General features: G+C 62.0%; 23 protein-coding genes. 20 read left to right on the top strand and 3 right to left on the bottom strand.

Translation table 11 applies throughout. From position 1 onward, the window contains the following. Positions 1–6: 6 nt before the first annotated feature. From rsmH to ASE26_RS04835, 15 genes are all read left to right on the top strand, one after another. Positions 7–972 (top strand): 16S rRNA (cytosine(1402)-N(4))-methyltransferase RsmH, encoded by a 966-nt coding sequence (gene rsmH / locus ASE26_RS04905; RefSeq protein WP_055932666.1) that lies wholly within the window; start codon positions 7–9, stop codon positions 970–972. Next, complete coding sequence (gene ftsL / locus ASE26_RS04900) at positions 969–1,241, top strand: cell division protein FtsL (protein WP_055932669.1); 273 nt, start codon at positions 969–971, stop codon at positions 1,239–1,241. The genes rsmH and ftsL overlap by 4 nt, the downstream gene beginning before the upstream one ends. Then, complete coding sequence (locus tag ASE26_RS04895) at positions 1,241–3,028, top strand: penicillin-binding protein 2 (protein ID WP_055932672.1); 1,788 nt, start codon at positions 1,241–1,243, stop codon at positions 3,026–3,028. Before ftsL ends, ASE26_RS04895 begins: the two co-directional genes overlap by 1 nt. Further along, entirely contained in the window at positions 3,029–4,573 is a 1,545-nt protein-coding gene (locus ASE26_RS04890) for a UDP-N-acetylmuramoyl-L-alanyl-D-glutamate--2,6-diaminopimelate ligase (protein WP_055932675.1), read from the top strand. Continuing rightward, on the top strand, positions 4,573–6,027 hold the full coding sequence (gene murF / locus ASE26_RS04885; protein ID WP_055932678.1) for a UDP-N-acetylmuramoyl-tripeptide--D-alanyl-D-alanine ligase: 1,455 nt from the start codon (positions 4,573–4,575) through the stop codon (positions 6,025–6,027). Before ASE26_RS04890 ends, murF begins: the two co-directional genes overlap by 1 nt. Positions 6,028–6,029: 2 nt before the next feature. Continuing rightward, positions 6,030–7,199: a phospho-N-acetylmuramoyl-pentapeptide-transferase gene (gene mraY / locus ASE26_RS04880; RefSeq protein ID WP_055932681.1), complete on the top strand. Its 1,170-nt coding sequence runs from the start codon at positions 6,030–6,032 to the stop codon at positions 7,197–7,199. Next, positions 7,199–8,704: a UDP-N-acetylmuramoyl-L-alanine--D-glutamate ligase gene (gene murD, locus ASE26_RS04875; protein WP_057245689.1), complete on the top strand. Its 1,506-nt coding sequence runs from the start codon at positions 7,199–7,201 to the stop codon at positions 8,702–8,704. Before mraY ends, murD begins: the two co-directional genes overlap by 1 nt. Further along, a complete protein-coding gene (gene ftsW / locus ASE26_RS04870) occupies positions 8,704–9,915 on the top strand; it encodes a putative lipid II flippase FtsW (protein WP_055932686.1) in 1,212 nt (403 codons plus the stop codon). Before murD ends, ftsW begins: the two co-directional genes overlap by 1 nt. Continuing rightward, positions 9,912–10,982: an undecaprenyldiphospho-muramoylpentapeptide beta-N-acetylglucosaminyltransferase gene (gene murG, locus ASE26_RS04865; RefSeq protein WP_229207180.1), complete on the top strand. Its 1,071-nt coding sequence runs from the start codon at positions 9,912–9,914 to the stop codon at positions 10,980–10,982. The genes ftsW and murG overlap by 4 nt, the downstream gene beginning before the upstream one ends. Then, positions 10,979–12,367 (top strand): UDP-N-acetylmuramate--L-alanine ligase, encoded by a 1,389-nt coding sequence (gene murC / locus ASE26_RS04860; RefSeq protein ID WP_055932689.1) that lies wholly within the window; start codon positions 10,979–10,981, stop codon positions 12,365–12,367. The genes murG and murC overlap by 4 nt, the downstream gene beginning before the upstream one ends. 4 nt (positions 12,368–12,371) lie before the next feature. Continuing rightward, entirely contained in the window at positions 12,372–13,331 is a 960-nt protein-coding gene (locus ASE26_RS04855) for a D-alanine--D-alanine ligase (RefSeq protein ID WP_057245688.1), read from the top strand. Between the two features lie 18 nt (positions 13,332–13,349). Next, a complete protein-coding gene (locus tag ASE26_RS04850; protein ID WP_055932695.1) occupies positions 13,350–14,114 on the top strand; it encodes a cell division protein FtsQ/DivIB in 765 nt (254 codons plus the stop codon). Between the two features lie 15 nt (positions 14,115–14,129). Then, the gene (gene ftsA, locus ASE26_RS04845; protein ID WP_055932698.1) at positions 14,130–15,362 is read left to right on the top strand and encodes a cell division protein FtsA; all 1,233 of its coding nucleotides are present in this window, start codon (positions 14,130–14,132) and stop codon (positions 15,360–15,362) included. A gap of 98 nt (positions 15,363–15,460) precedes the next feature. After that, entirely contained in the window at positions 15,461–16,681 is a 1,221-nt protein-coding gene (gene ftsZ / locus ASE26_RS04840) for a cell division protein FtsZ (protein ID WP_057245687.1), read from the top strand. An 81-nt stretch (positions 16,682–16,762) separates the two neighbouring features. Further along, positions 16,763–17,266: a peroxiredoxin gene (locus ASE26_RS04835; RefSeq protein ID WP_057245686.1), complete on the top strand. Its 504-nt coding sequence runs from the start codon at positions 16,763–16,765 to the stop codon at positions 17,264–17,266. Between the two features lie 20 nt (positions 17,267–17,286). Here ASE26_RS04835 and ASE26_RS04830 read toward each other — a convergent pair whose 3' ends face one another. Beyond that, on the bottom strand, positions 17,287–17,637 hold the full coding sequence (locus tag ASE26_RS04830; RefSeq protein ID WP_055932707.1) for a DUF2628 domain-containing protein: 351 nt from the start codon (positions 17,635–17,637) through the stop codon (positions 17,287–17,289). A gap of 66 nt (positions 17,638–17,703) precedes the next feature. Next, positions 17,704–18,237 (bottom strand): SET domain-containing protein, encoded by a 534-nt coding sequence (locus ASE26_RS04825; protein WP_057245685.1) that lies wholly within the window; start codon positions 18,235–18,237, stop codon positions 17,704–17,706. 707 nt (positions 18,238–18,944) lie between these two features. On the opposite strand from ASE26_RS04825, the gene ASE26_RS04815 reads away from it, so the two are divergent. Together ASE26_RS04815 and lpxC are read left to right on the top strand one after the other, a co-directional pair. Next, positions 18,945–19,787, top strand: coding sequence for a DMT family transporter (locus ASE26_RS04815; RefSeq protein WP_057245684.1), 843 nt, complete (start codon positions 18,945–18,947; stop codon positions 19,785–19,787). A 33-nt stretch (positions 19,788–19,820) separates the two neighbouring features. Continuing rightward, a complete protein-coding gene (gene lpxC, locus ASE26_RS04810) occupies positions 19,821–20,756 on the top strand; it encodes a UDP-3-O-acyl-N-acetylglucosamine deacetylase (protein WP_055932719.1) in 936 nt (311 codons plus the stop codon). 13 nt (positions 20,757–20,769) lie between these two features. Here the strand turns inward: lpxC and ASE26_RS04805 are convergent, their stop codons facing one another. Then, positions 20,770–21,138, bottom strand: a complete 369-nt coding sequence (locus ASE26_RS04805) for a DciA family protein (protein ID WP_229208113.1) — start codon at positions 21,136–21,138, stop codon at positions 20,770–20,772. Positions 21,139–21,385: 247 nt separating this feature from the next. On the opposite strand from ASE26_RS04805, the gene secA reads away from it, so the two are divergent. The 3 genes from secA to urtA all read left to right on the top strand — a co-directional run bounded on the left by secA (position 21,386) and on the right by urtA (position 26,712). After that, positions 21,386–24,148 carry a preprotein translocase subunit SecA gene (secA, locus tag ASE26_RS04800; RefSeq protein ID WP_055932725.1) on the top strand — a complete coding sequence of 921 codons (2,763 nt, stop codon included), beginning with the start codon at positions 21,386–21,388 and terminating at the stop codon, positions 24,146–24,148. A 162-nt stretch (positions 24,149–24,310) separates the two neighbouring features. Continuing rightward, a complete protein-coding gene (locus ASE26_RS04795; RefSeq protein WP_057245683.1) occupies positions 24,311–25,420 on the top strand; it encodes a hypothetical protein in 1,110 nt (369 codons plus the stop codon). A 92-nt stretch (positions 25,421–25,512) separates the two neighbouring features. Next, positions 25,513–26,712, top strand: coding sequence for an urea ABC transporter substrate-binding protein (urtA, locus tag ASE26_RS04790; RefSeq protein WP_057245707.1), 1,200 nt, complete (start codon positions 25,513–25,515; stop codon positions 26,710–26,712). Positions 26,713–26,737: the final 25 nt, after the last annotated feature.

The following is a 26,737-nucleotide window of genomic DNA, read 5'->3' as shown; positions in this document are numbered from 1 at the left end:
TTCAATATGACGACGACCTCGGTGCCAGAGTTCCAGCATCGTACGGTGCTGTTAGATGAAGCGGTGGATGCGCTCGACCTGGCCGGCGCGCGCGCCAACGGCATCTATATAGATGGCACGTTCGGCCGCGGCGGCCATAGCCGCCTGATCCTGTCCCGCCTGGGTCCGGACGCCCGCCTGATCGCCTTCGACAAAGACCTGCAAGCTATCGCCAACGCCGAAACCATCGGCGACAAGCGTTTCACCATCGTGCACGACAGCTTCGCCACCATGGCGGATGCGCTGGCCGAACGCGGCATTCCCGCCGTCGACGGCATCTTGCTGGACCTCGGCATCTCGTCGCCGCAAGTGGACGATGCTGCGCGCGGCTTCAGCTTCCGCAACGATGGCCCGCTCGACATGCGCATGGATACCACGCGCGGCATCTCCGCTGCCGAGTGGCTGGCCACGGAATCAGAAAAAACACTGGAAAAGGTGATAAGGGATTATGGGGAAGAACGGTTTGCTTTTCAGATTGCAAAGGCGATTGTTGCTCGCCGGGCAGTCGAACCAATTTCAAGCACACGACAGCTTGCCGGTATCGTGGCAGGCGCGGTCAAGACTCGCGAGAAGGGCAAGGATCCTGCGACCCGCACCTTTCAGGCTATCCGGATTTTCGTCAATAAGGAGCTTGAGGACCTCGAATCGGTCCTGAGCCAGGCGTTCAACGCCCTCAAGCCGGGCGGGATCCTGGCCATCATCAGCTTCCACTCGCTGGAAGACCGCATGGTCAAGCAGTTCCTCGCTTCCAAGGCCAAGGTGGAGCAGCCGGACCGGCGCCTGCCGATCAGGGCGGTCGACCTGCCGCAGCCGGAACTGAAGCTGCTGGCACGTATCAAGCCGTCCGATAAAGAGGTGGATGAAAACCCGCGCGCCCGTTCGGCCGTGATGCGGGTCGCCATGCGCCTGCCTTCAACCGGAGGCCTGCCATGAGCAACAAGATCAATATCGTGCTGACGGCATTACTGGTCGCTTGCGGCCTTTCTGCCGTTAACGCGCAATACCAGGCGCGCCACCTGTTTGTGGAGCAGGAGCGCGCGGAAACGCAGGCGCGCCAGCTGGATATCGAGTGGGCCCAGCTCCAGCTCGACCAGTCGACGCTGGGCAAGCACGCCCGTATCGAGGAAATCGCACGCCGTGAACTGAATATGACCCAGCTCACGCCGAACCGCACCCAATACCTGACGGAGGGCGAAAAGTGATGCGCTCCAGCGGTGGAACCGGAACGGCCCGCGTGGCACGCTCGCAGGGCGTGGCTTTCTCCAAGAGCCCGGTACTGGCGGTGCGGCTGCCAAGCTGGCGCTCGCGCGTTGTGCTGTTCGGGATGTTCATCGCCTTCGGGGCGCTGGCTGCACGCGCGGTCTGGCTGCAGGGCACTTCCCGCCAGTCGGAGTTCCTGAAGGAGCAGGGCGCCAACCGCTACCTGCGCACGCAGGAATTGCCGGCCGTGCGCGGCAAGATCACCGACCGCAATGGCCAGGTATTGGCCTCGTCCATCCCCGTGCGTGCTATCTGGGCTGCGCCGGACGAATTGCTGGCGGCGCCGAAAGACAAAATCCGCGCTCTGGCCGGCTTGCTGGAAATGAGCGAGTCCGAGCTTCGCAAGAAGCTCGATTCCGATCGCAACCTGGTCTACCTGCGACGCCAGGTCGAGGTGGAGGTGGCCGACAAAATCAAGGCGCTGGATCTGGCGGGCATGGATATCCGTCCCGAGTACAAGCGCTTCTATCCGCAAGGCGAGGTGATGACCCATATGGTGGGCTTCACCAACGTCGACGATAAGGGCCAGGAGTCGATGGAGCTGGCGCAGCAGGCCAATCTGGTCGGCAAGCCCGGTTCGCGCCGCGTCATCAAGGATGGCCAGGGCCGCATCGTGGAGGATATCGGCGGCAAGATAGAACCGCATAACGGCAAGAACGTTGTGCTGTCGGTGGACAGCAAGATCCAGTATATCGCCTACACCCAACTGAAAAACGCCGTCGATCATTTTGGCGCCAAGGCCGGTGGCGCCGTGGTGCTCGATGTCCATACCGGCGAGGTGCTGGCGCTGGCCAACTACCCGAGCTACGACCCGAACGATCGCCGCAACCTGACCGGTGCGCAGCTGCGCAACCGCGTGATGACCGACACCTTCGAACCGGGTTCCACGCTGAAGCCGATTACGGTGGCGCTGGCCCTGGACAGTGGCCGCGTCAAGCCGAATACTTTCATCGATACCGGCGGCGGCAAACTCACCATCGCCGACCGTACGATTTCGGATACCAAGGCGCACGGCGTGATCAATGTGGGGCAGATCATCGAGATGTCGTCCAATATCGGCACCTCGAAAATTGCGCTCAGCATGCCGTCGCAGGAAATGTGGGAGATGTTCACCAAGGTCGGCTTCGGCCAGCAACCGAAATGGGGTTTCCCCGGGGCGGTAGCCGGGAGGGTGCGGCCTTATAAATCATGGCGGCCGATCGAACAGGCGACCATGAGTTACGGTAACGGTATCTCAGTGTCGCTGATACAGCTGGCGCGCTCTTACATGATGTTTGCCCGGAATGGTGACACCATTCCTTTGTCGTTTGAGAAGGTCGAAAAAGAACCGCTGGGCCAGCAGATCATCAAGCCGCAGACCGCAGCGCAGATGCGCGAGATGCTGGAGGCCGTTGTCTCCGGCAAGGACGGTACCGCCAAGAAGGCGCAGATTCCGGGCTACCGCGTAGGCGGCAAGACCGGTACCGCCTACAAGGTGGAGAACGGCCGCTATGCAATGCCGCGCAAATACATCGGTTCCTTCGTCGGCATGGTGCCGATGTCGGCGCCGCGCTTCATCATTGCAGTCATGATCGACGAACCGACCCAGAACGGCCACTTTGGCGGCTCGGTCGCAGCACCAACTTTCGCGGCTGTCGCAATCAATGCATTGCGCGCCTCCAATGTGCCTCCTGATTCCAACGTCACCGAAATCGTGGTGCCGGCGGACACCGGACCGGAGGCCATGTAAATGACGACGATGAACCATCAAGAAATTATCAGCTGGATGCGTGAAGCTGCGCCCAATGCGCAACTGGCATCCGACTCGCGCCGCATCAAGGCCGGCGACGTATTCTTTGCCTATCCCGGCGACGCCAAGGATGGCCGCACCTTTATTGCCGCAGCCATCGCCAGCGGCGCTGCCGCCGTGGTGTACGACGACACCGGGTACGCCTGGGATGCCGCGCATGCCGTGCCGCACCTCGCCGTGGCGGGCCTGAAGAAGCAGGCCGGCCCGATTGCGCACGCCTGGTATGGCCAGCCCGATGCCGGCATGTTCACCGTGGCCGTCACCGGCACCAATGGCAAGACTTCCTGCGCGGTGTGGACCGGCCAGGCCCTGGCCAAAGTAGGCGAAACGACCGCCGTGATCGGCACGCTGGGCGTCGGCATGTTCCGCGCCCGCGGCGAAGTGGATTTCGACGAAACCGGCTACACCACGCCGGACGCCGTGCTGCTGGCCCGCAAGCTGAAGGAAGTGCATTCCGACGGCGCCAGCGCGCTGGCCATCGAAGCCTCGTCCATCGGCCTGCACCAGGGCCGCACCGAAGGCATGCATTTCGATGTGGCGGTCTTCACCAACCTGACGCGCGACCACCTGGATTACCACGGCGACGAGGCAAACTACGAAGCCGCCAAGACCATCCTGTTCGACTGGCCTAACCTGAAACACGCGGTGGTGAACCTGGACGATCCGATGGGCCACCGCCTGCTCGCGCATATCAAGGCTTCTAAAGCAGCGCGCAAGCCGGCCATCATCGGCTACACGCTGAAAGACATCAAGGCGCAGCCGAACGTGGCGGGTATTTCCATGCTGCGCGCCAGTGCGCTGCGCAGCCGCAACCTGGGTACCGAATTCAACCTGGATTCGACCTTCGGCCATGCGCATGTGCGCACCCAGCTCGTGGGGCCGTTCAATGTCAGCAATGCGCTGGCCGTGCTGGCCGTGTTGCTGGCCAAAGGCGTTGCCTTCCGCACCGCCATCGACGGCATCGAATCCCTGCAACCGGCCCCGGGCCGCATGCAGCAGATCGGCGGCCAGGAAGCGCCGATGGTCGTGATCGACTACGCGCATACCCCGGATGCCCTGGAAAAGACGCTCGAAGCGCTGCGTTCAGTGGCGGCCGATCGTGGCGGCCACCTGTGGTGCGTGTTCGGCTGCGGCGGCGACCGCGACCCGGGCAAGCGCCCGCAGATGGGCAGGATTTCGCAAATGGCGGAGCATGTGCTGGTCACCAGCGACAATCCGCGCAGCGAAGAACCAGCCGAGATTATTCGCCAGATCGTGGCAGGCATGGACCCGCAACATCCGAATTCGGAATTCCTGACGGTGGAAGACCGCGCCGCCGCGATCCTGTCCGCCGTGCGCAATGCCGGCAAGGCGGATGTGATCCTGCTGGCAGGGAAGGGCCACGAGCCCTACCAGGAAATCAAGGGCCGCAAGATGCCGTTCTCGGACACCGAGCACGCGCAGCTTGCATTGTCTGCACGCCTTACCATGATGAGGCCGCACTGATGCGCAGCTCTATCGCCCACATCCTGCCGGCATTGAAGGGCGCGCACGTGCATCACGGTGTGCTGTCCAATGACGCCGCGCTGGCGCTGGACTTCGACGGTGTGTCGACCGACACCCGCACGGTCGGCGCCGGCCAGCTGTTCGTCGCCCTGCGCGGCGAGGTATTCGATGCCCACGATTTCCTGCAGCAGGTGGTCGACAAGGGCGTCGTCGCCGTGGTGGTTGAAAAGTTGCCGAAGGGCTGGACCCTGCCTGCCATCGTGGTGCCGGACACCCTGGTGGCATTGGGCCAGATCGCCAACTACTGGCGCAGCCAGTTTGCGCTGCCGCTGATTGGCGTTACCGGCTCCAACGGCAAGACCACCGTCAAGGAAATGATCGCCTCCATCCTGGCCGCCGCCCATGGCGAAGGCGGCCGGCTGGCGACGCGCGGCAACCTGAATAACGAGATCGGCGTGCCGTTGACGCTGTTCCGTCTTGACACATCGCACCGTTCCGCCGTGGTGGAACTGGGCATGAATCATCCGGGCGAAATCGGCCGCCTCAGCGCCATCGCAGCTCCGACCATCGGCATGGTGAACAATGCGCAGCGCGAGCACCAGGAATTCATGCACACCGTGGAAGCGGTGGCGCGCGAGAACGGCAGCGTGCTGGCTGCGCTGCCTGGCGATGGCGTGGCCGTGTTCCCCCATGGGGACGAATTTACGCCGGTCTGGCGCGAGCTGTCGGTCGGCCGCCGCGTGCTGACCTTCGGCCTGGATGCTGCCGCCAACGTAAGCTGCACCTACACCGCCGGCGACTTCGGCTCCGAGCTGGAAGTGACCGTGCGCCCCGCTGCAAACGCGCACGCAGCCGGCCATGGCGCCGCCGCATCTTTCTCCGCACCGGACGCGGTGCCGCGCCACTTCAGCGTATCGCTGCAGGCTGCCGGCGATCACAATGTGCGCAACGCGCTGGCTGCGATTGCCTGTACCTATGCCGCCGGCATCGACACTTCCACCATCCGCACAGGGCTGGAAGCGTTCGCGCCGGTGAATGGCCGCCTGGAGAAGAAGCAGGCCGCCAACGGAGCGCTGTTGATCGACGACACTTACAACGCCAACCCGGATTCCGTGCGTGCCGCCATCGATGTGCTGGCCAAGGCCAAGGCGCCGCGCGTGCTGGTGCTGGGCGACATGGGCGAAGTAGGCACGCAAGGCAAGGAGTTTCATGAAGAAGTCGCCGCCTACGCAGCGACCAAAGGCATCGAGCACTTCTTCGCTACCGGCACGCTGGCCGCCCACATGGCGCCCCATGCCGAGTACCACCAGGAATTCGACGCGCTGCTGCAGGCCGTAAGCGCCGCGGTAACGCCGGATGCAACCGTATTGATCAAGGGCTCCCGCTTCATGAAGATGGAACGGGTCGTGCAGCATTTGATTGGATCGCAACACGCTACAAAGGAAACACACTAATCATGCTGCTCTGGCTGGCTCAAATCCTGCAGGACGACATTGGGGCTTTCCGCCTCTTTAACTACATCACCTTCCGCGCTGTGATGGCTACCATCACGGCCCTGCTGATCGGCCTGATCGCCGGTCCCGCCGTGATCCGCAAGCTGACCGTCATGAAGTACGGCCAGGCGGTGCGTACCGACGGCCCGCAGACTCACCTGAAGAAGCACGGCACCCCGACCATGGGCGGCGTGCTGCTGCTGATCGCGGTCGGCATCGCCACCGTATTGTGGTGCGACTGGTCGAACCGCCTGATCTGGCCGGTGATGGTCGTGACCATGGGCTTCGGCGCAGTGGGCTGGGTGGACGACTACCGCAAGGTGGTGCGCCAGGACCCGGAAGGCATGCGTTCGGCTGAAAAATACTTCTGGCAGTCGCTGGTCGGTATCGCCGCTGCGCTGTACCTGGCCTTCTCGGTGTCGGCGCCTACGCCGGCCAAGGTGTTTGAATTGTTCTTCCAGTGGGTGCAGTCGGGCTTCTCGATGGACCTGCCGCCGAAGGCCGACCTGATCGTGCCGTTCGTGAAAACCATCAGCTATCCGCTGGGCGTGTGGGGCTTCATTGCGCTGACTTACTGCGTGATCGTCGGCACCTCCAATGCCGTGAACTTCACCGACGGGCTGGATGGCCTGGCCATCATGCCGACCGTGATGGTGGGTTCCGCATTGGGCCTGTTCGCCTACCTGACCGGCTCCGCGACCTATTCGAAATACCTGTTCATCCCGCACATCCCTGGTGCCGGTGAGCTGATCATCTTCTGCGGCGCGATGGCGGGTGCCGGCCTGGCCTTCCTTTGGTACAACGCGCACCCTGCGCAAGTCTTCATGGGCGACGTCGGCGCGCTGGCGCTGGGCGGCGCGCTCGGCACCATCGCCGTGATCGTGCGCCAGGAAATCGTCCTGTTCATCATGGGCGGCATCTTCGTTGCGGAAACCGTTTCGGTGATCATCCAGGTGGGCTGGTTCAAGTACACCAAGAAGCGCTACGGCGTTGGCCGCCGCGTGTTCCTGATGGCGCCTTTGCACCACCACTTTGAACAGAAGGGGTGGAAAGAGACCCAGGTTGTCGTGCGCTTCTGGATCATCACGATGATGCTGGTTCTGGTTGGCCTGTCTACTTTGAAACTGCGCTGATGATCTATAACGGCAAAATTGCACTGGTCCTGGGGCTCGGCGAATCGGGCCTGGCGATGGCGCATTGGCTGGCGCGCTGCGGCGCGCTGCTGCGCGTTGCCGACACGCGCCCGGTGCCGGACCGCCTGCCGCTGCTGCGCGAGCAGCTGCCCGGTACGCAGTTCATTTCCGGCCCGTTCAACGCGGCGCTGCTGGATGGGGTGGACTTTGTCTGCGCCAGCCCCGGCCTGGGCCCAAACAAGGAACTGGCCGAGATCATCCCGGCCGCGGCGGAGAAGGGCATTCCAGTCTGGGGCGAGATCGAGATCTTCGCCCAGGCCCTGAAATGGCTGAAGGAAGATCGCGCTTACGAGCCGAAAGTCATCGCCATCACCGGCACCAACGGCAAGACCACCGTCACCAGCCTGACCGGCCAGCTGTGCGAGCGCGCCGGCCTGTCCGTGCGCGTGGCCGGCAATATCAGCCCGGCCGCGCTGGATGTGCTGCGTGAAGTGATGGAGAACGATACCCTGCCACAAGCCTGGGTGCTCGAGCTGTCCAGCTTCCAGCTGCACACGACCTACAGCCTGAATGCCGATGCCGCCACTGTGCTGAACCTGACCCAGGACCACCTGGACTGGCACGGCAGCATGCAGGCCTATGCCGACGACAAGAAGCGCATCTTCGGCGACGACACCGTGCGCGTGCTGAACCGCGACGACAAGTGGACCATGGCGATGTCCAACCCGATCGGCGAGAACGTCACCTTCGGCACCGATGCGCCGGAACTGGCGCACAGCTTCGGCCTGGTCAACGAGCGGGGCGTGTATTGGCTCGCCACGGCAGAACCGACCGACGATGCGGAACCGCCGAAGCGCCGCAAGAAAAACGACCCGCCGCCACCGCCGGTGGAGTGCTATACCAAGAAGCTGATGCCGGCCGATGCATTGCAGATCCGCGGCACCCACAATGCGTCCAACGCGCTGGCCGCGCTGGCATTGTGCCGCGCCATCGGCCTGCCGTTCGCGCCGCTGCTGCATGGCCTGCGCGAATACAAGGGCCAGCCGCACCGTGTGGAACTGGTGGCTTCGATCAATGGCGTCGATTACTACGACGACTCCAAAGGCACCAACGTGGGCGCAACGGTGGCCGCGCTGGTCGGCCTGGGCCAGTCCTTCGGCGGCAGCGAGCAAAAGCTGGTGGTGATCGCCGGCGGCGATGGCAAGGGCCAGGAATTCGACCCGTTGGCCGGCCCGGTGCGCCGTTTCGTGCGCGCCGTGGTGCTGATCGGCCGCGATGCCCCGGCTATCCGCACGGCGCTGGAACCGACCGGCGTGAAGATGGAAGATTTCGCGACGCTGGAAGAGGCCACCAAGCGTGCCGCATCGCTGGCCCATGCCGGCGATGCCGTGCTGCTGTCGCCGGCATGCGCCAGCCTGGATATGTTCAAGAACTATGCGCACCGCGCGCAGGTGTTCATCGACACCGTGCGCGAGATCGCACTTGATGCGGGGCAGGAGATCTGATGGCAATCCAGCTTCCATTCCGCTTTGGTGGCGCCGAGTCCCCAGCTCCGCTGGATGGACGCGCACGTCATTCGAAGATGATGGATTACGACCAGCCGCTGGTATGGTCGGTGCTGTTGCTGATGCTGTTCGGGATGGTGATGGTGTATTCGGCGTCGATTGCGCTGCCGGATTCGCCCAAGTTCGCCGCCTACAAGAATCACTACTTCGTGCAGCGCCAGGCGATCTTCATCGGCATTGCCATCGTGGCTGCTGCCGTGGCGTTCCGCGTGCGCGTGGAAGTATGGCAGAAGGCCGCGCCTTACCTGTTCATCGCGACCCTGGTGGCGTTGGTGCTGCTGTTCATTCCGGGCCTGGGTGTCAACGTGAACGGCGGCCGCCGCTGGCTGAACCTCAAGCTATTCCAGTTCCAGCCGTCCGAACTGATGAAACTTTTCATCGTGCTGTACGCTGCCGACTATACAGTGCGTAAGCAGGAGTTCATGCATCGCCTGTCGAAAGGCTTTGCACCGATGGCGCTGGCAGTGGCTTTCGTGGGTTTCTTGCTGCTGTTGGAACCCGACCTGGGCGCCTTCGGCGTGATCGTCTGCATCGCCATGGGCATCCTGTTCCTGGGCGGCGTCAATGCCGTGTGGTTCGGCGGCATCGCCGGCATGCTCGTGACAATCTTCGTGGCCATCATCTGGTTGTCGCCATTCCGCCGCGCACGCCTGTTTGCCTACCTGAATCCGTGGGAGGAAGAAAACGCCCTGAACAAGGCCTACCAGCTGACCCATTCGCTGATTGCCTTCGGGCGGGGCGAGATCGGCGGCGTTGGGCTGGGCGCCAGCGTGGAAAAACTGCACTACCTGCCGGAAGCGCATACCGACTTCCTGCTGGCGGTGATCGGCGAAGAACTGGGCATGATCGGGGTGCTGGTCACCATCGGCATGTTCTACTGGATCGTCAAACGAGCTTTCGACATCGGCCGCCAGGCCATTGCCATGGACCAGACCTTCGCTGGCCTGGCCGCGAAAGGTATCGGCATCTGGATCGGCGTACAGACATTTATCAATATGGGCGTGAACCTCGGCTTGCTGCCAACCAAAGGCCTGACACTGCCGCTAATGAGCTATGGCGGCACCGGCATCATCATCAACTGCGTGGGCCTGGCAATCCTGCTGCGCATCGATTTCGAGAACCGCCAGATGATGCGGGGAGGGCGGGTATGACCAAGCGCCTGATGATCATGGCAGCCGGCACCGGCGGCCACATTTTCCCCGGCCTGGCAATCGCCCAGGCCATGCGCGCTCGTGGCTGGGAGGTTTCCTGGCTCGGAACTTCGCATGGCATGGAAACGGAACTGGTGCCGAAGCATAACGTTGACATGGACCTGGTCCGCTTCAGCGGCATGCGCGGCAAAGGCCTGGCACACACTGTCGGCGGCGCCTTCAAGATGGTCGGCGCCTTCATCGACTGCTTCCGCTTCATCGGCAAGCGCAAGCCCGACGTGGTGCTGGGCATGGGCGGCTACGTCTGCGTGCCGGGCGGCGTGATGGCCAGGCTGCGCGGCGTGCCGCTGGCACTGGTGAATGCTGATGCCGGCCTGCTGCTGTCGAACAAGACGCTGGCGCCGATGGCGAAGAAGGTCTTCTTCGGCTTCACTGCGGACTTCGGGGCGGTAGCCGGCAAGGCTGTCGTCACTGGCAACCCGGTGCGCAAGGAAATCCTGGCGCTGCCGGCGCCCGGGCTGCGCTTCGCCGGCCGCGACGGCGTGCTGCGCATCTTGGTGGTTGGCGGCAGTTTGGGCGCCAAGGCGCTGAACGACGCGCTGCCGGCCGCACTGGCGCTGATCGCGCCGGAACAGCGTCCGCTGGTGACCCACCAGTCGGGCAAAAAGAATATCGAAGCCCTGCGCGCGGCTTACGCGCAGGCGCATGTGGAAGCAAACGTGGTTGATTTTATCGACGACATGGCAAGCGCCTACGCGCAGGCGGACATTGTGGTCTGCCGCGCCGGCGCCATCACCGTGTCGGAACTGACGGCAGCCGGCGTAGCCAGCGTGCTGGTTCCGCTGGTCGTCTCGACCACCAGCCACCAGCGCGACAACGCGCAATGGATGGCCAAGCAGGGCGCGTCCATCCACATGCCGCAGACGGAACTGAATCCGGAAAGCCTGGCAGCACTGTTGCAGACATTGAACCGCAGCACCTGTCAAAAGATGGCGACCGCCGCGCTTGCAGTGGGCAAGCGCGACGCGAATGACGCCATCGCACAAGAATTGGAAGCACTAGCATGAAACATAAAGTAAAGAACATTCACTTCGTCGGCATCGGCGGCAGCGGCATGAGCGGCATCGCCGAAGTGCTGGTGACGCTGGGCTACAACGTCTCCGGCTCGGATCTCGGCTCGAACGCCGTCACCCAGCGCCTGGTCGACATGGGCGCCACGGTGCACCAGGGCCACGATGCAGCCTTCATCGGCAACGCCGACGCGGTCGTGACTTCAACCGCAGTCAAGGCCGACAACCCGGAAGTGGTCGCTGCGCGCGCCCGCAAGATACCTATTGTGCCGCGCGCAGTGATGCTCGGTGAATTGATGCGCCTGAAGCGCGGCATCGCCATTGCCGGTACCCATGGCAAGACCACCACCACCAGCCTGGTGGCGTCGGTGCTGGCCGAAGGCGGCCTGGACCCGACCTTCGTGATCGGCGGCCGCCTGACCGCAGCCGGCGCCAACGCCAAGCTGGGTTCCGGCGAGTACCTGGTGGCCGAAGCGGACGAATCGGACGCCTCGTTCCTGAACCTGACCCCAATGATCGAAGTCATCACGAATATCGATGCCGACCATATGGAGACCTACGAGCACGATTTCGAGAAACTGAAGCAAGCCTTCGTGCATTTCACGCACCGCCTGCCGTTCTATGGCCGCGCCATGCTGTGCATTGACGACCCGCACGTGCGCTCCATCATCCCGCAGGTGACCAAGCCTGTGACGACCTACGGCTTCGCGGAAGACGCTGAAGTGCGCGCCATTAACGCGCGCGCCGTCGGCACCCAGATGCATTTCACCGTGCTGCAGGAGGGCTTCCCCGACCTGGACATCGTGCTGAACCAGCCCGGCCTGCACAATGTGCAGAACGCCTGCTCCGCTGTCGCCATCGCGCGTGAAATCGGCGTACCGGATACGGCCACGCAAGCCGGCCTGGCAGGTTTCGCCGGCGTCGGCCGCCGCTTTACCAAATACGGCGAAGTCGCCATCCCTTCGGGCGGCAGCTTCACCCTGGTCGACGACTTCGGCCACCACCCGATTGAAATGGAAGTGACCACCGCCGCTGCGCGCGCCGCCTATCCCGGCCGCCGCCTGCTGCTGGCTTTCCAGCCGCACCGCTACAGCCGCACGCGCGACCTGTTCGAAGACTTCGCAAAAGTCCTGAGCACGGTCGACGTGCTGGTCCTGTCGGACGTTTATGCCGCGGGCGAGGCGCCGATCGTGGCGGCCGACGGACGCGCGCTGGCGCACGCAATCCGCGCGCGCGGCAAAACTGAACCGGTGTTCGTCGAAAACATCGCCGACATGCCGGAAACGATCATGAACGTGGTGCGCGACGGCGACGTCGTGCTCACGATGGGCGCAGGCTCGATCAGCGGCGTCCCTGCAAAACTTACGAACTGGAAGGCTTGACGCGATGACGAAACTGACTGCACAAGAAGCGCAAGCATTCGGCAAGGTGGGCGTGCTGATGGGCGGCCTGTCGGCCGAACGCGACGTCTCCATCATGTCCGGCACCGGCGTGCTGGCAGCCCTGCAATCGCAGGGCGTGGACGCACACGCCTTCGACCCGGGCCAGCGCTCGCTGGCCGACCTGGCCGCGGAAAAATTCGACCGCGTATTCATCGCGCTGCACGGCCGCTACGGCGAAGACGGCAGCATCCAGGGCGCGCTCGAATTGCTGGGCATCCCTTACACCGGCTCGGGCGTGATGGCCAGTTCCGTGGGCATGGACAAGATCACCACCAAGATCCTGTGGCTGCGCGAAAACCTGCCGACCCCGGAATATGCGGTGCTGGGTGCCGATTCCGACCTGGACGCTGAAGCTGCACGCCTTGGCCTGCCGCTGATCATGAAACCGCCGCATGAGGGTTCGACCATCGGCATCACCAAGGTGAGCGACAAGGCAGGACTGAAAGCCGCCTACGATGCCGCCGCCGCGCTGGACGACTGCGTGCTGGCCGAAGAATTCGTGGAAGGCCGCGAGTTCACCGTCGCCGTACTGGGCACCGGCAAGGACGCGCGCGCGCTGCCGATCGTGGAAATCGTGGCCCCGCAAGGCAACTACGACTACCAGAACAAGTACTTCACCGACGACACCCAGTATTTCTGCCCGCCGCAGCTGGACCAGGCGATGCAGGACGAAATGCAGCGCCTGGCAGTGGCGGCCTACCGCGCCGTCGGTTGCGAAGGCTGGGGCCGGGTCGACGTGCTGTTGCGCGCCAAGGATAACAAACCGTTCCTGCTGGAGGTGAATACCTCGCCCGGCATGACCGGCCACTCGCTGGTGCCGATGGCTGCCCGCGCGACTGGCGTGAGCTACGAAGAACTGTGCGTGGAAATCCTGCGCACCGCACGCCTGAAGCTGAAGAAGTAAAAGGAACGAAGACCAACCATGTGGCACGACGTCAAAGCCTTGAATGCATCCGCCAGCGGCCTGGTCGCGCTGTCGGTGCTGGCCTGCGCCGTTGCCGGCGTGTGGTGGGTGGCGAATCGTCCTGTATTCGATTTGCGTGCCATCCGCGTTGAAACCATGGACAAGTCGGATTTCAAGCATGTGAACCACCTGACGCTGCGCAACGGCACCCAGGGCCGCCTGCTTGGCAACTTCTTCACCGCCGACCTGGAGCAGGTGCGCAAGGTGTTCGAGTCGGTACCGTGGGTGCGCCGCGCCAGTGTGCGGCGCGAGTGGCCGAACCAGCTGATCGTGTCGCTCGAAGAGCATGAAGCGCTCGGCACCTGGGGTGAAGACGGCCGCCTGCTGTCGGTAAAAGGCGATGTCTTCACCGCCAACCTGGCCGAAGCGGAAGAGGATCATGAGTTGCCGGAGTTTTCTGGCCCTGACGGCAGCGAGAAGGAAGTACTGGCGCGCTACGGCGAGCTGAAAAACTGGTTTGCACCGGCCAGCCTGGTGCCGAAGAGCGTCGCCCTGTCGGGGCGCTATGCGTGGACGGTGAAGTTGGACAACGGCGCCAGTGTGGCGCTGGGACGCGAGGCAACGCATGACACCCTGCATCAGCGGGTGCAGCGCCTGGTCGGGATCTGGCCGCAGATTTCCAGCCGCGTGCCGAATATTGAAACGATTGATATGCGCTACCAGAACGGCCTGGCTTTGAGCGCAGCGGGATTGAAGATCCCGTCAGATACGAAGAAACGTTGAAAGCAGGGCATAGAGATGACTAAAGACGCTAAAAACCTGATCGTCGGCCTCGACATCGGCACCTCCAAAGTGGTGGCCGTGGTGGCCGAGGTGATGGGCGATGGACGCCACGAAGTGATTGGCCTGGGCCAGCACGAATCCAGCGGCCTGAAAAAAGGCGTAGTGGTGAACATTGAAGCGACCGTCGAATCGATCCAGCGCGCGCTGGAAGAGGCGGAGCTGATGGCCGACTGCAAGATCCGCAATGTCTATGCGGGCATCGCCGGCAGCCATATCCGCAGCTTCAACTCCAGCGGCATGGTGGCGATCAAGGACAAGGAAGTCACCGCCACCGACGTGGCGCGCGTGATCGAAACGGCCAAGGCAGTCAACATCCCGACCGACCAGCAGCTGCTGCACACGGTGCCGCAGGAATTCATCGTCGACTCGCAGGACGACGTGCGCGAGCCGATCGGCATGAGCGGCATCCGCCTGGAAGTGAAGGTGCACATCGTGACCGGCGCGGTGAGCGCGGTACAGAACATCGTCAAGTGCGTGCGCCGCTGCGGCCTGGAAGTGTCGGACCTGATCCTGCAGCCGATGGCCTCGGCGGACGCCGTGCTGACCACGGATGAAAAGGAGCTGGGCGTGGTGCTGATCGACATCGGCGGCGGCACCACCGACGTGGCGGTGTTCAGCGACGGGGCGATCCGCCACACGGCCGTGATCCCGATCGCGGGCGACCAGATCACCAACGATATCGCGATGGCGCTGCGCACCCCGACCGGGGAAGCGGAAGAAATCAAGATCCGCTACGGCGTGGCCAAGCAGGTGCTGGCCGACCCGGGCGAGCACCTGGAAGTGCCGGGCCTGGGCGACCGCGGCCCGCGCAACCTGTCGCGCCAGGCGCTGGCCGCCGTGATCGAGCCGCGCGTGGAAGAACTGTTTGCGATGGTGCACCAGGTGGTGCGCGAGTCCGGCTACGAGGGCGTGCTCTCGTCGGGCATCGTGCTGACCGGCGGCACCTCGATCATGCCGGGTATGGTGGAGATGGCGGAAGACATCTTCCTCAAGCCTGCGCGCCTGGGCACCCCGGACTACCGCGGCCAGCTGGCCGACGTGGTCCGCAGCCCGCGCTATGCAACCGTGTTGGGCCTGTTGTTGGAAGCTAAGAAGCAGTATCTGCGCGGCCACATCGTGACGCGCCAGGATGGATCGGTAAAGGCAGTTTGGCAGCGCATGAAGGAATGGTTCCTGGGTAACTTTTAAACATAAATTCGAAATAAAACCTGCAGTTTTCAATCCCCAGTTCTCCTAAATTTATGAGGCCTGGCGCTTGAAAACCGCATTCTAGATAGGAGTAAATCATGGAGTTTGATATGGTTGATAACGCAACACTGGGAACGGTCATCAAGGTCGTCGGCGTTGGCGGTGCAGGCGGCAATGCCGTCCAGCATATGATCAACAAGGGCATGAGCGGCGTGGAATTCATCGCTGCCAATACCGACGCACAAGCGCTGGCCGCATCGAAGGCAAGCAACATCATCCAGATCGGCGCGAGCGGCCTGGGCGCTGGCATGAAGCCTGATGTCGGCCGTGCGCTGGCAGAAGAATCCCGCACCCGCATCGAAGATGCGCTGCGCGGCGCACACATGGTGTTCATCGCTGCCGGCATGGGCGGCGGCACCGGTACCGGCGCAGCGCCGATCGTGGCGGAAATCGCCAAGCAGCAGGGCGCGCTGACCGTGGCGGTTGTTTCCAAGCCGTTCTCGCACGAAGGCCAGAAATGCCTGGACATCGCCGAGGCAGGCCTGGAAGCGCTGTCGCAGAACGTCGACTCGCTGATCGTGATCTGCAACGAGAAGCTGGAAGAGATCTACGAAGACGAATCGCTGATCGAGTGGCTGCAGCATGCTGACGACGTGCTGAACAACGCCGTTGCCGGTATCGCCGAAATCATCAACGTGCCTGGCCACATCAACGTCGACTTCAACGACGTGAAGACCATCATGGGCGAGCAGGGCAAGGCGATGATGGGCACCGCCACCGCCTCCGGCGTGGACCGCGCCCGCGTGGCTGCCGAGCAGGCAGTTGCATCCCCGCTGCTGGACGGCGTCGACCTGGCGGGCGCACGCGGCGTGCTGGTGAACGTCACCGCATCGCGCGGCCTGAAAGGTAAAGAAATCAAGGAAGTCATGGCTGCCGTACGCGCTTTCGCCGCACCGGATGCGTCGATCGCCCAAGGTATCGCCTACGACGACGCGATGGGCGACGATATCCGCGTGACCGTGGTGGCGACCGGCCTGGGCAAAGCCAAGAAGCTGGTGCAGCTGGTACCGCAGCAGCAACTGCGCACCGGCACCCATGGCGGCAACCCGCTGAACGTCAACGCAGGCCTGGGCGGCGGTGCAGCAACTGCAGCAATGGGCGGTTTCGGCAACGCAGGCTTCTCCGGCACGGCTTCGGACGTGCAGAAGCAGCCGGCCGTGTGGCGCCGCGAATCGGCCACCGAGCAGGTGAACGCACTGGCCAAGTCGGGCATGGAAACCTACGACATTCCTGCCTTCCTGCGCAAGCAGGCTGACTAAATAAGGTCAGCCGCGCCGCCGGATCACGCGTCCGGCGGCGCGGAGTTATACTCTGGGTTTTCACAAGAAGGAGAACCCGAAATGACCATCAAGATCGGCGACAAACTGCCGGAAGGCCAACTGTCCGAATTCATCGAAACCGAGACCGAAGGCTGCGCGCTCGGCCCGAATACCTTCAATGTGCAGGACATCGCCAAAGGCAAGAAGATCGCGATCTTCGGCCTGCCAGGCGCCTACACCCCAACCTGCTCCGCACAGCACGTGCCAGGCTACGTCAAGCACGCTGCCGACCTGCAAGCCAAGGGCGTGGATGAAATCTGGTGCATCTCCGTGAACGACGCCTTCGTGATGGGCGCATGGGGCCGCGACCAGAAAGCCACCGGCACCGTCCGTATGATGGCTGACGGCAACGCTGCTTACTCCAAGGCTCTGGGCCTGGACGCAGACTTCTCCAAGTTCGGCATGGGCACCCGCTCCCAGCGTTATTCGATGCTGGTGGAAGACGGCGTGGTCAAGCAACTGAACGTCGAGCAAGGCGGCAAGTTCGAAGTGTCGAACGCCGAAACCATGCTGGGCCAGCTGTAATCTCCCGACGGGTGGTGCCCCTACCACCACCCGTTTTCGTCCAGGACCATATGCTTGTAGTAGTCGATGTTTGCACGGACTGCAAACAGCACCGGCAGGACTGACCGGCCAATCAGTTCGACCAACCTGTCATTGATGCCGATTAGCTCCGCGAGGATGACAAAAGCAAACCAGAGTCCGGCAAAAGTCAGTGCTTTGCGCCACATCCCAAGACAGCAGTAGTAAATCGGACCGAACAAAAACGCGAGCCAGTTCGCTCGAGCCTTATAGCGCTCACCCATGCTTAGCGTATTGAAAGCGGTAAGATGAACTCCCCCAGCCTTCTCGATCAAGGCAAAGCGGCGCTTCCAGGTTTCCGACAGGTCGGACATGGCGTTCTCCTTGCTGGATTGGGAATTTCATCCTAGCAAGGCATTGGCATCGCGTTTTGAGGAATGTCAGCCCAGTGGAGTCTCGGCTTGTTGGGGCTTTGCGCGCGGCTTGCGCTTCTTTGGCGCCAGCATGACACCGGTGCAGGAAGGCGCGCCGCAGTAGCAGGCGAATGCCTTCTTCACTTTGGCGGTGTGGCGGGCCTCGTATATCAGGCCGTAGTTGTAGTTCAGCTCTTCGCCTTCCTCGATGTCGTGCAGGGAGCAGATGTAGACGCGGTCTTCATCGTCTTCCTCGGCCTCGCAATTGGGCTCACAGGAGTGGTTGATGTAGCGCGCCTCGTTGCCGCCCGAACCGCCGTCGATCAGCATGCCGTTGTTCAGGCTGAAGAAGAAGGTGTGGCCGATCGGGCCGCCTTTCTCCTCGGTGCGGCGGCAGCATTCTTCCCAGTCGACGATCTCACCGGTGTACTCGATGATGCGGGTGCCGGCCGGGATCATCCGGCGCGCGAAAACACCACGCCCATGCACGGGCGACTCGTGGACCACATAGAGCGGCTCGACCTCTTCGATCACTTCGACCAGTAGCGCTTCAGTATTCATCCCAGCATCATAACTCGCCGCGAATTTCTTCGTGATTTCTTTCAGGAGTCAGGAACAATTCCAGCGCCGCCTTGTCTCATCGTTTTGGTCCGACGAGATGTCATATGAAGCGAGTCGAATTTCAGGCGTTGTCGCGGATGCGTGCCGATGAAGGGAAGTGCTTGCTTGACGCGGGCCGGTATGCCGGCAGCTATTACTTGACAGGATACGCGGTCGAGTGCGCGCTCAAGGCGGTGATCGCGAGAAACTGCGAGCGGTTCCAATTTCCCAACCAGTCCAAGGTATCTGCGAACAAGGCGCAATGTCTATACATCGCATGCGCCGGCCCGAAGAGTGCAGGGACTGGTATCTGCAGATCATCACGAAGAAGACGGATAAGGGCGACCCACGCAAAATCATTCGGCGCGTTTTCAAGGTGATTGATTCCATGCCTGCTGTAAGGCAGCAGCTTTGGCCTGACTATTTCAATATCCGGGGCACTTGGGACGGCGTTTACCAAAAGGCACGAAACCGAATGCCCTATGGCAGGCAAGGGCGGGGCATCGGACAGGATGAATGGGCAAACAGGGACTTTCACTGCTACCGCCTAAGCTGACGCGGCCTCAGCAGCAAACCATTTCTTTCAGTACAATGGACGACCCGCCAACGGATTTTGGGCCGCCATCGTGACTCCGCAACAAAGAGAAAACCTGCAAGCAATTTACGCCATGGTGGCCGCGGTCGCCATGTTCTCCCTCATGGACGCTTCCATGAAAGTGCTGGCCGCGCGCTATCCGGCCGTACAGGTGACCGCGTTGCGATGCATGCTTTCGATGCCCCTGGTGTGCGCGTACATGGCCTACCGCGGCAAGTTCACCGGCATCTTCAATGTCCGCTGGCCGCTGCACCTGCTGCGCGGCGCGGTCGGCATTGCCATGCTGTCGCTGTTCGCCTTCGCGTTGAAGTCGCTGCCGCTGGCCGATACCTACGCCATTTTCTTCATCGCACCGGCACTGGTGACGGTGCTGGCGGTGTTCGTCCTCAAAGAAAAAGTCAGCCTGGGGCAATGGGTGGCGATCTTTGTCGGCCTGGGCGGCGTACTGGTAGTGCTGCGCCCGGACGGCACCAACTTCGCGTCGATTGCCGGCCTGGCCGTGCTGGCCTCGGCCGTCTGCTACGGCATTTCCGCCATCGCCGGCCGTGTCCTGGCCAAGACCGATGCGCCGGAACACGTGATGTTCTGGGTCCTGACCCTGATGGGCGTCGGCGTCGCGCCGCTGGCCATCAACGCCTGGGTGAGCATCGACTGGTCGCTGTGGCCTGCCATGGCGGCGCTGGCGGTAAGCGGCTTCTTCGGCCAGCTGGCGCTGACGCGCGCTTTCAGCATGGGCAAGGCTTCGATCGTGGCGCCGTTCGAGTACACGGCGCTGGCCTGGGGCGTCGGCATCGACTGGCTGCTGTGGCATACGCTGCCGGATGCCTATACCCTGGTCGGTGCGGCCATCATCATCGGCTCCGGCATCTACCTGGTGCGGCGCGAGACGGAACATTCCGAGGCCGAGCACCCGTAAGCGGGGAAGGGCGCAGGGCGCTATAATCCTTGCATGCTGAAACAACGAACCATCAAAGAAATCGTCCGCACCACGGGTGTCGGCCTGCACTCCGGCACCAAGGTCGAGCTGACCTTGCGCCCTGCTGAGCCGGATACCGGCATCGTCTTCCGCCGTGTCGACCTGAACCCGCAGGTTGTCTTCCCGACAAGGGCAGACATCGTGGGTGATACCCGTATGGCAACTGTACTGATGAAGGACGGCGGCCGCGTTTCGACCGTCGAACACCTGATGTCGGCCTGCGCCGGCCTGGGTATCGACAACCTGTACGTTGACGTGACGGCGGAAGAAATTCCGATCATGGATGGTTCGGCATCTTCGTTTGTCTACCTGCTGCAGCAGGGCGGCGTGCAGGAACAGGAAGCGCCGAAAAAGTTCATCAAGGTGAAAAAGCCGATCGAGATCCGCGAAGGCAAGGGCGCCGCTGAAAAATGGGCGCGCCTGGTACCGCACGATGGCTTCAAGCTGGACTTCTTCATCGAATTCAACCACCCGGCGGTGGACGGCACGGCGCAGCGTGCGACCGTGGACTTCGGCGACGTCTCCTACATCCAGGCGATTGCCCGCGCTCGCACCTTCGGCTTCATGCAGGACGTGGAAATGCTGCGCGGGATCGGCCTGGCGCGCGGCGGCTCGCTGGAAAACGCCATCGTGATGGATGAATACCGCATCCTGAACCAGGATGGCCTGCGTTACGACGACGAGTTCGTACGCCACAAGATCCTCGACGCGATCGGCGACCTGTACATGGTCGGCCACCCGATCATCGCCAGCTATGAAGCCCACAAGTCCGGCCACGCCCTGAACAACCAGCTGCTGCGTGCCATGCTGGCCGACCCGGATTCCTACGAGCTGGTCACTTTCGACTCCATCGACACGGCCCCGCCGTCGTACGCCAAGCAGATGTCGCGCGAGTGGGCCTACTTATAAGAAATGTGGACATTCAGCCGCGGCGGCGGGCAACCAGGCGCCGCATGGCGTCGATCAGCGGCTCGTTGGCGGCGGTCGGTTCCAGTTTTTGGCTGAGCTCGTCGAAGGAATTGACTGCAGTCTCGGGTAATTTCAAGCCTTCGCCGCTTGGACCGACGTGCGCGATCCCTTTCGGCATCTGCACGCGGAAGCGGATGTTGCTTATCTGCCACCCTTTACCGTTCAGCGTTTCTTGCAATTTTGGCACTTGCTGCTTGAGCTTGGCCGCCACTGCCGTGTTAGGCACGGCCAAGGTCAGTTCACCGCCGTCGAATGCAAAGACTTCGCAGCTTTTGAAGGCTGTAGGTAGTACTTCTGCGCAATCGCGTTGTAATTTCGCCATGCGCTGCACAGCGGGTAGCAGGGCCGCCAGGCGTGCGTTGCCACGCAAGAAATCCGTTGCTTCCTGCGGTGCGTACTTGCGATCTGTGAACGAGAAACCCATGCCGCCATTTTACAGTGGCGGCCTCAACCGGTGAATTTTTCATCGCTAGCCTATTGTTATATAGGTCAAGATCCCAACCTTGCTTCGAACGCATGATAAAATCACGCACTTTTGCCATTGGCGGACCCGAGGAAGAATTTAAGAAATGTCCTTACTGACCCAGATTTTCGGCAGCCGCAACCAGCGTCTGCTTAAGCAATACCAAAAAACGGTAAAGGCGATCAACGCCTTGGAGCCGGAGTTTGAAAAGCTGTCGGATGCCGAGCTGCAGGCGAAAACGCCCGCCCTCAAGGAACGCGTTGCCAATGGCGAAACGCTGGATAACCTGCTGCCGGAAGCCTTCGCCGTCTGCCGCGAAGCCTCCAAGCGCGTGTTCAAGATGCGTCATTTCGACGTCCAGCTGATCGGTGGCATGGTATTGCACTACGGCAAGATCGCTGAAATGGGCACCGGTGAAGGCAAGACCCTGACCGCGACCCTGCCTGCCTACCTGAATGCACTGTCCGGCAAAGGCGTGCACATCGTGACCGTCAACGATTACCTGGCACAGCGCGACGCCGAGACCATGGGCAAGCTGTACCGTTGGCTGGGCCTGTCCTGTGGCGTGAACCTGTCGCAAATGCCGCACGACGACAAGCAGGAAGCTTACGCGTCCGACATCACCTACGGTACCAATAACGAATTCGGTTTCGACTACCTGCGCGACAATATGGTGTTCGAAGCCAGCGAGCGCGTGCAGCGCACCCTGAATTTCGGCATCGTCGACGAAGTGGACTCGATCCTGATCGACGAAGCGCGTACCCCGCTGATCATCTCCGGCCAGGCTGAAAACCACACCGACCTGTACCACAAGATCAACCTGGTACCGCCGCAGCTGACCCTGCAAGTTGGCGAAGAGACCGTAGACGGCAAGGGCAAGATCGAAGTCCCTGGCGACTACACCAAGGATGAAAAAGCGCACCAGGTGCTGCTGACCGAAGCTGGCCACGAAAAAGCCGAGCGCATCCTGACCAAAATGGGCCTGCTGCCGGAAGGCGCGTCCCTGTACGACTCCGCCAACATCACCCTGGTGCACCACCTGTACGCCGCCTTGCGCGCGCACGTGCTGTACTTCAAGGACCAGCACTATGTAGTGCAGAACAACGAAGTGGTGATCGTCGACGAATTCACCGGCCGCCTGATGACTGGCCGCCGCTGGTCCGATGGCCTGCACCAGGCAGTCGAAGCCAAGGAAGGCGTCAAGATCCAGAACGAGAACCAGACCCTGGCCTCGATCACCTTCCAGAACTACTTCCGCATGTATGCCAAGCTGTCGGGCATGACCGGTACCGCCGACACCGAAGCGTATGAATTCCAGGAGATCTACGGCCTGGAAACCGTGGTGATCCCACCGAACCGTCCGTCGGCGCGCAAAGACCGCCAGGACCAGGTGTACAAATCCAACGCCGAAAAGTACAACGCGATGATGCTCGACATCCGCGACTGCTACGAGCGCGGCCAGCCGGTGCTGGTGGGTACCACCTCGATTGAAAATTCCGAACTGTTGTCCGGCATCCTGGACAAGGCCAAACTGCCGCACAACGTGCTGAACGCAAAACAGCACGCCCGCGAAGCAGAGATCATCGCCCAGGCAGGTATCCCGAAAGCGATCACCATCGCCACCAATATGGCAGGCCGTGGTACCGATATCGTTTTGGGCGGGAATATCGAGAAGCAGATCCAGATCATCGAAGCCAACCCTGAGCTGAGCCCCGAAGAGAAAGCAGCCAAGGCGCAGCACCTGCGCGGCGGCTGGCAGTCGCTGCACAACCAGGTGGTGGCGGCTGGCGGCCTGCATATCGTCGGTACCGAGCGTCACGAATCCCGCCGCGTCGACAACCAGCTGCGTGGCCGTTCCGGCCGCCAGGGCGACCCGGGTTCCTCGCGCTTCTACCTGTCGCTGGACGACCCGCTCCTGCGCATCTTTGCCGGCGACCGCGTGCGCGCGATCATGGACCGCCTGAAGATGCCGGAAGGCGAGCCGATCGAAGCGGGCATCGTGTCCCGTTCCATCGAATCCGCGCAGCGCAAGGTTGAAGCACGCAACTTCGACATCCGTAAGCAGCTGCTGGAATACGACGACGTCGCCAATGACCAGCGTAAGGTGATCTACTCGCAGCGTAACGAGCTGCTGGAAGCGACCGACATTTCCGAAACCATCATGAACCTGCGTCATGGCGTGTTCACCGACGTGGTGCGCACCTATGTGCCGGAAGAGTCTGTGGAAGAGCAGTGGGATATCCCTGCCCTGCAGAAGACCCTGGCTGCGGAATGGATGATCGACGTGCCGCTGGTTGAGATGATGGAGAAGGAAAGCACCATCTCCGACGAAGACATCGTCGAGCGCGTGGTTGCGGCGGCCGATGCCGTGTACCAGGCCAAGGTAGATATCGTTTCGAAGGAAGCGTTCGGCGGCTTCGAGCGCAATGTCATGCTGCAGTCGGTGGACACCCACTGGCGCGAGCACCTGGCAGCGCTGGACCACCTGCGCCAGGGTATCCACCTGCGCGGCTATGCGCAGAAGAATCCCAAGCAGGAATACAAGCGCGAAGCGTTTGAGCTGTTCGGCACCATGCTGGACATGATCAAGAACGACGTGATTCGCATGGTGATGATGGTGCGCATCCAGTCGCGCGAAGAGGTCGAGGCAGCGGAAGCCGCCATGAACCAGTCGCACGTCGAAAACGTCCACTACCAGCACGCCGACTTCAACCCGAACGCGGCGCCGGAAGAACTGCTGGCCCCGACCGCCATGCCGGCCGGCGACCTGGAAGATGCGATCAACCAAGGCTTCAAGGTTGGCCGCAACGATCCATGCCCATGCGGCAGCGGCAAAAAGTTCAAGGCTTGCCACGGCAAGCTGGCTTAAGCTTTAAAGCCCCATAAAACGGCCCGGCCGCGCAAGCGCCCGGGCCGTTTTGTTTTGTGACGCCACAGTCACTACGTCACTTGACGTATGGGCCGTCGTGGCCTGCCTCGTTACTCTTTACACAAGCGGAAACATTTCCAAACTTGTCAAAAGAGGACTGGCATGCACAAGAAGATCAAGCTCTCCGTATTACTCAGCGCCGCCATGGCGTCGCTGGCGCACGCGGGCGTCACCATTCCAATCGGGGAGGATAAGTCCGTCAGCGCAGGTTTTGGGGCGCGCGGCAGTTTTACCAGTGCCAAGGACGGAGCGCCGGATGGCAGCTCGCGATCGAACGATTTCAACCTGGACAGCGCACGCCTGTTCTTTGGCGCTTCGCTGAACAAGACCATCAAGGGCATGTTGAACACGGAATGGGACGGTGACCAAATCCGGGTGCTGGATGCTGCCGCCCAGTTTGCATTTTCACCGGAGCTGAATGTCTGGGCCGGGCGTCTCCTGTCGCCCAGCGACCGCGCCAATATGGCCGGTCCCTATTATTCGCTCGGCGGCGGCTACTGGGCGGGTGTGGCTTCGCGCTATGGCTACAACGGCGGCATTTTCCGTGGCCGCGACGACGGCGTGGTGGTGTGGGGTAATGCGGCCGATGGCAAGCTTGGATATTCCTTCGGTGCTTTCGAGGGCCATACCTTCGGCATAGGCAGCCTGACACAGAAGGAAGCCAAAGCGGCGGGCATCAAAGCCGATGACAGCTTGATGTATGCCGGCCGCGTGCAATATGACTTCTGGGATGCGGAGCCGGGCTATTACGGTACTGGCAACTACCTGGGCAGCAAGGATATCCTGGCCATCGGCCTGGCTGGCCGCTACCAGAAGGACGGCGTGCTGACCGTGGCGAAGAATGGCGACTACAAGGCCTGGAACCTGGATTTCCTGCTGGAGAAGCGCGTCGGCGCCGGTGCGGTCTCGGTGGAAGCGGCCTACTACAACTACCGCAACGGCGATGTCATCCTTGCGGAGCAGGGTAAGGCCTGGTCGACCGGACTGGCCTATTTGTTCAACCTGGCGCCCGGCCAGGGCAAGCTGCAGCCCTTTGTCCAATACCAGAAGTTCAAGCCCGATAACAACGTCGACGTCAAGCAGTCGGACATCGGCCTCAATTACATCATCGATGGCTACAACGCGCAGTTGAGCGCCAAGTATTCGAAGACCGAAACCTTCGCCGCCGCCGACCAGTCGAAGTTCGTGGTCACGCTGCAAGTCCAATATTAAGCACCATCTTTCCACCATCAAAGAGGGTAACCATTATGCAAACTCGCCGTCATTTCGTCGCTTCCCTGACCCGCATCGCGGCGGCCGCCGCCATGCTGGGTGGCAGCTTCGCCGCCTACGCCGCCGACACCATCAAGGTCGGCATCCTGCACTCGCTGTCCGGCACCATGGCGATTTCTGAAACGTCACTGAAAGACGTGGCCTTGATGGCTATCGACGAAATCAATGCCAAGGGTGGTGTGCTGGGCAAGAAGCTGGAGCCGGTGGTGGTCGATCCGGCTTCGAACTGGCCGCTGTTCGCCGAGAAGGCACGCCAGCTGATCGCGAAAGACAAAGTGGCCGCAGTGTTCGGTTGCTGGACTTCGGTCTCGCGCAAGTCCGTGCTGCCGGTCTTCAAGGAATTGAATGGCCTGTTGTTCTACCCGGTGCAGTATGAGGGGGAAGAACTCGAGAAGAATGTGTTCTACACCGGTGCGGCGCCGAACCAGCAGGCGATCCCTGCCGTCGAATACCTGATGAGCAAGGAGGGCGGCGGCGCCAAGCGCTTCGTGCTGCTCGGTACGGACTATGTGTATCCGCGCACCACCAACAAGATCCTGCGCGCTTTCCTGAAGAGCAAAGGCGTCAAGGACAGCGATATCGAGGAAAGCTACACGCCGTTTGGCCATTCGGACTACCAGACCATCGTCGCCAATATCAAGAAGTTTTCGGCCGGTGGCAAGACCGCGGTGATCTCCACCATCAATGGCGACTCCAACGTGCCCTTCTACAAGGAGCTGGGTAATGCCGGCCTGAAGTCGACGCAAGTGCCGGTGGTCGCCTTCTCGGTAGGTGAAGAGGAATTGCGCGGCGTGGACGCCAAGCCGCTGGTCGGCCACCTCGCCGCGTGGAACTATTTCGAATCGGTGAAAAATCCGGTGAACGAGGCCTTCATCAAGAAATGGAAGGCTTATGCCGTGGCGAAGAAACTACCGAATGCCGCCAATGCAGTCACCAACGACCCGATGGAAGCAACCTATGTCGGCATCAATATGTGGGCGCAGGCGGTCGAGAAGGCAAAGTCCACCGATACCAACAAGGTGATCGCGGCGATGGGTGGCCAGTCCTTCAGCGCGCCTTCCGGCTTCACCCTGACCATGGACCCGAGCAACCATCACCTGCACAAGCCCGTGATGATCGGCGAAATCAAGGCTGACGGCCAGTTCAGTGTCGTATGGAAGACCAAAGAGCCGGTCCGCGCCCAGCCCTGGAGCCCGTTCATCCAGGGTAACGAAGGCAAGCAAAAGCTGTAAATCGGTATGCCGGCCGGGCTGCGCC

The sequence above is a fragment of the Duganella sp. Root198D2 genome (assembly GCF_001428585.1).
In the GTDB taxonomy this organism is placed as follows: Bacteria; Pseudomonadota; Gammaproteobacteria; order Burkholderiales; family Burkholderiaceae_D; genus Rugamonas.
This window is presented reverse-complemented; position numbering and strand designations above follow the sequence as displayed.

Coding starts and splice junctions, on each gene's coding strand:
- rsmH (WP_055932666.1), top strand. CDS start 7: ATGACGACGACCTCGGTGCCAGAGTTCCAGCATCGTACGGTGCTGTTA.
- ftsL (WP_055932669.1), top strand. CDS start 969: ATGAGCAACAAGATCAATATCGTGCTGACGGCATTACTGGTCGCTTGC.
- ASE26_RS04895 (WP_055932672.1), top strand. CDS start 1,241: ATGCGCTCCAGCGGTGGAACCGGAACGGCCCGCGTGGCACGCTCGCAG.
- ASE26_RS04890 (WP_055932675.1), top strand. CDS start 3,029: ATGACGACGATGAACCATCAAGAAATTATCAGCTGGATGCGTGAAGCT.
- murF (WP_055932678.1), top strand. CDS start 4,573: ATGCGCAGCTCTATCGCCCACATCCTGCCGGCATTGAAGGGCGCGCAC.
- mraY (WP_055932681.1), top strand. CDS start 6,030: ATGCTGCTCTGGCTGGCTCAAATCCTGCAGGACGACATTGGGGCTTTC.
- murD (WP_057245689.1), top strand. CDS start 7,199: ATGATCTATAACGGCAAAATTGCACTGGTCCTGGGGCTCGGCGAATCG.
- ftsW (WP_055932686.1), top strand. CDS start 8,704: ATGGCAATCCAGCTTCCATTCCGCTTTGGTGGCGCCGAGTCCCCAGCT.
- murG (WP_229207180.1), top strand. CDS start 9,912: ATGACCAAGCGCCTGATGATCATGGCAGCCGGCACCGGCGGCCACATT.
- murC (WP_055932689.1), top strand. CDS start 10,979: ATGAAACATAAAGTAAAGAACATTCACTTCGTCGGCATCGGCGGCAGC.
- ASE26_RS04855 (WP_057245688.1), top strand. CDS start 12,372: ATGACGAAACTGACTGCACAAGAAGCGCAAGCATTCGGCAAGGTGGGC.
- ASE26_RS04850 (WP_055932695.1), top strand. CDS start 13,350: ATGTGGCACGACGTCAAAGCCTTGAATGCATCCGCCAGCGGCCTGGTC.
- ftsA (WP_055932698.1), top strand. CDS start 14,130: ATGACTAAAGACGCTAAAAACCTGATCGTCGGCCTCGACATCGGCACC.
- ftsZ (WP_057245687.1), top strand. CDS start 15,461: ATGGAGTTTGATATGGTTGATAACGCAACACTGGGAACGGTCATCAAG.
- ASE26_RS04835 (WP_057245686.1), top strand. CDS start 16,763: ATGACCATCAAGATCGGCGACAAACTGCCGGAAGGCCAACTGTCCGAA.
- ASE26_RS04830 (WP_055932707.1), bottom strand. CDS start 17,637: ATGTCCGACCTGTCGGAAACCTGGAAGCGCCGCTTTGCCTTGATCGAG.
- ASE26_RS04825 (WP_057245685.1), bottom strand. CDS start 18,237: ATGAATACTGAAGCGCTACTGGTCGAAGTGATCGAAGAGGTCGAGCCG.
- ASE26_RS04815 (WP_057245684.1), top strand. CDS start 18,945: ATGGTGGCCGCGGTCGCCATGTTCTCCCTCATGGACGCTTCCATGAAA.
- lpxC (WP_055932719.1), top strand. CDS start 19,821: ATGCTGAAACAACGAACCATCAAAGAAATCGTCCGCACCACGGGTGTC.
- ASE26_RS04805 (WP_229208113.1), bottom strand. CDS start 21,138: ATGGCGAAATTACAACGCGATTGCGCAGAAGTACTACCTACAGCCTTC.
- secA (WP_055932725.1), top strand. CDS start 21,386: ATGTCCTTACTGACCCAGATTTTCGGCAGCCGCAACCAGCGTCTGCTT.
- ASE26_RS04795 (WP_057245683.1), top strand. CDS start 24,311: ATGCACAAGAAGATCAAGCTCTCCGTATTACTCAGCGCCGCCATGGCG.
- urtA (WP_057245707.1), top strand. CDS start 25,513: ATGCTGGGTGGCAGCTTCGCCGCCTACGCCGCCGACACCATCAAGGTC.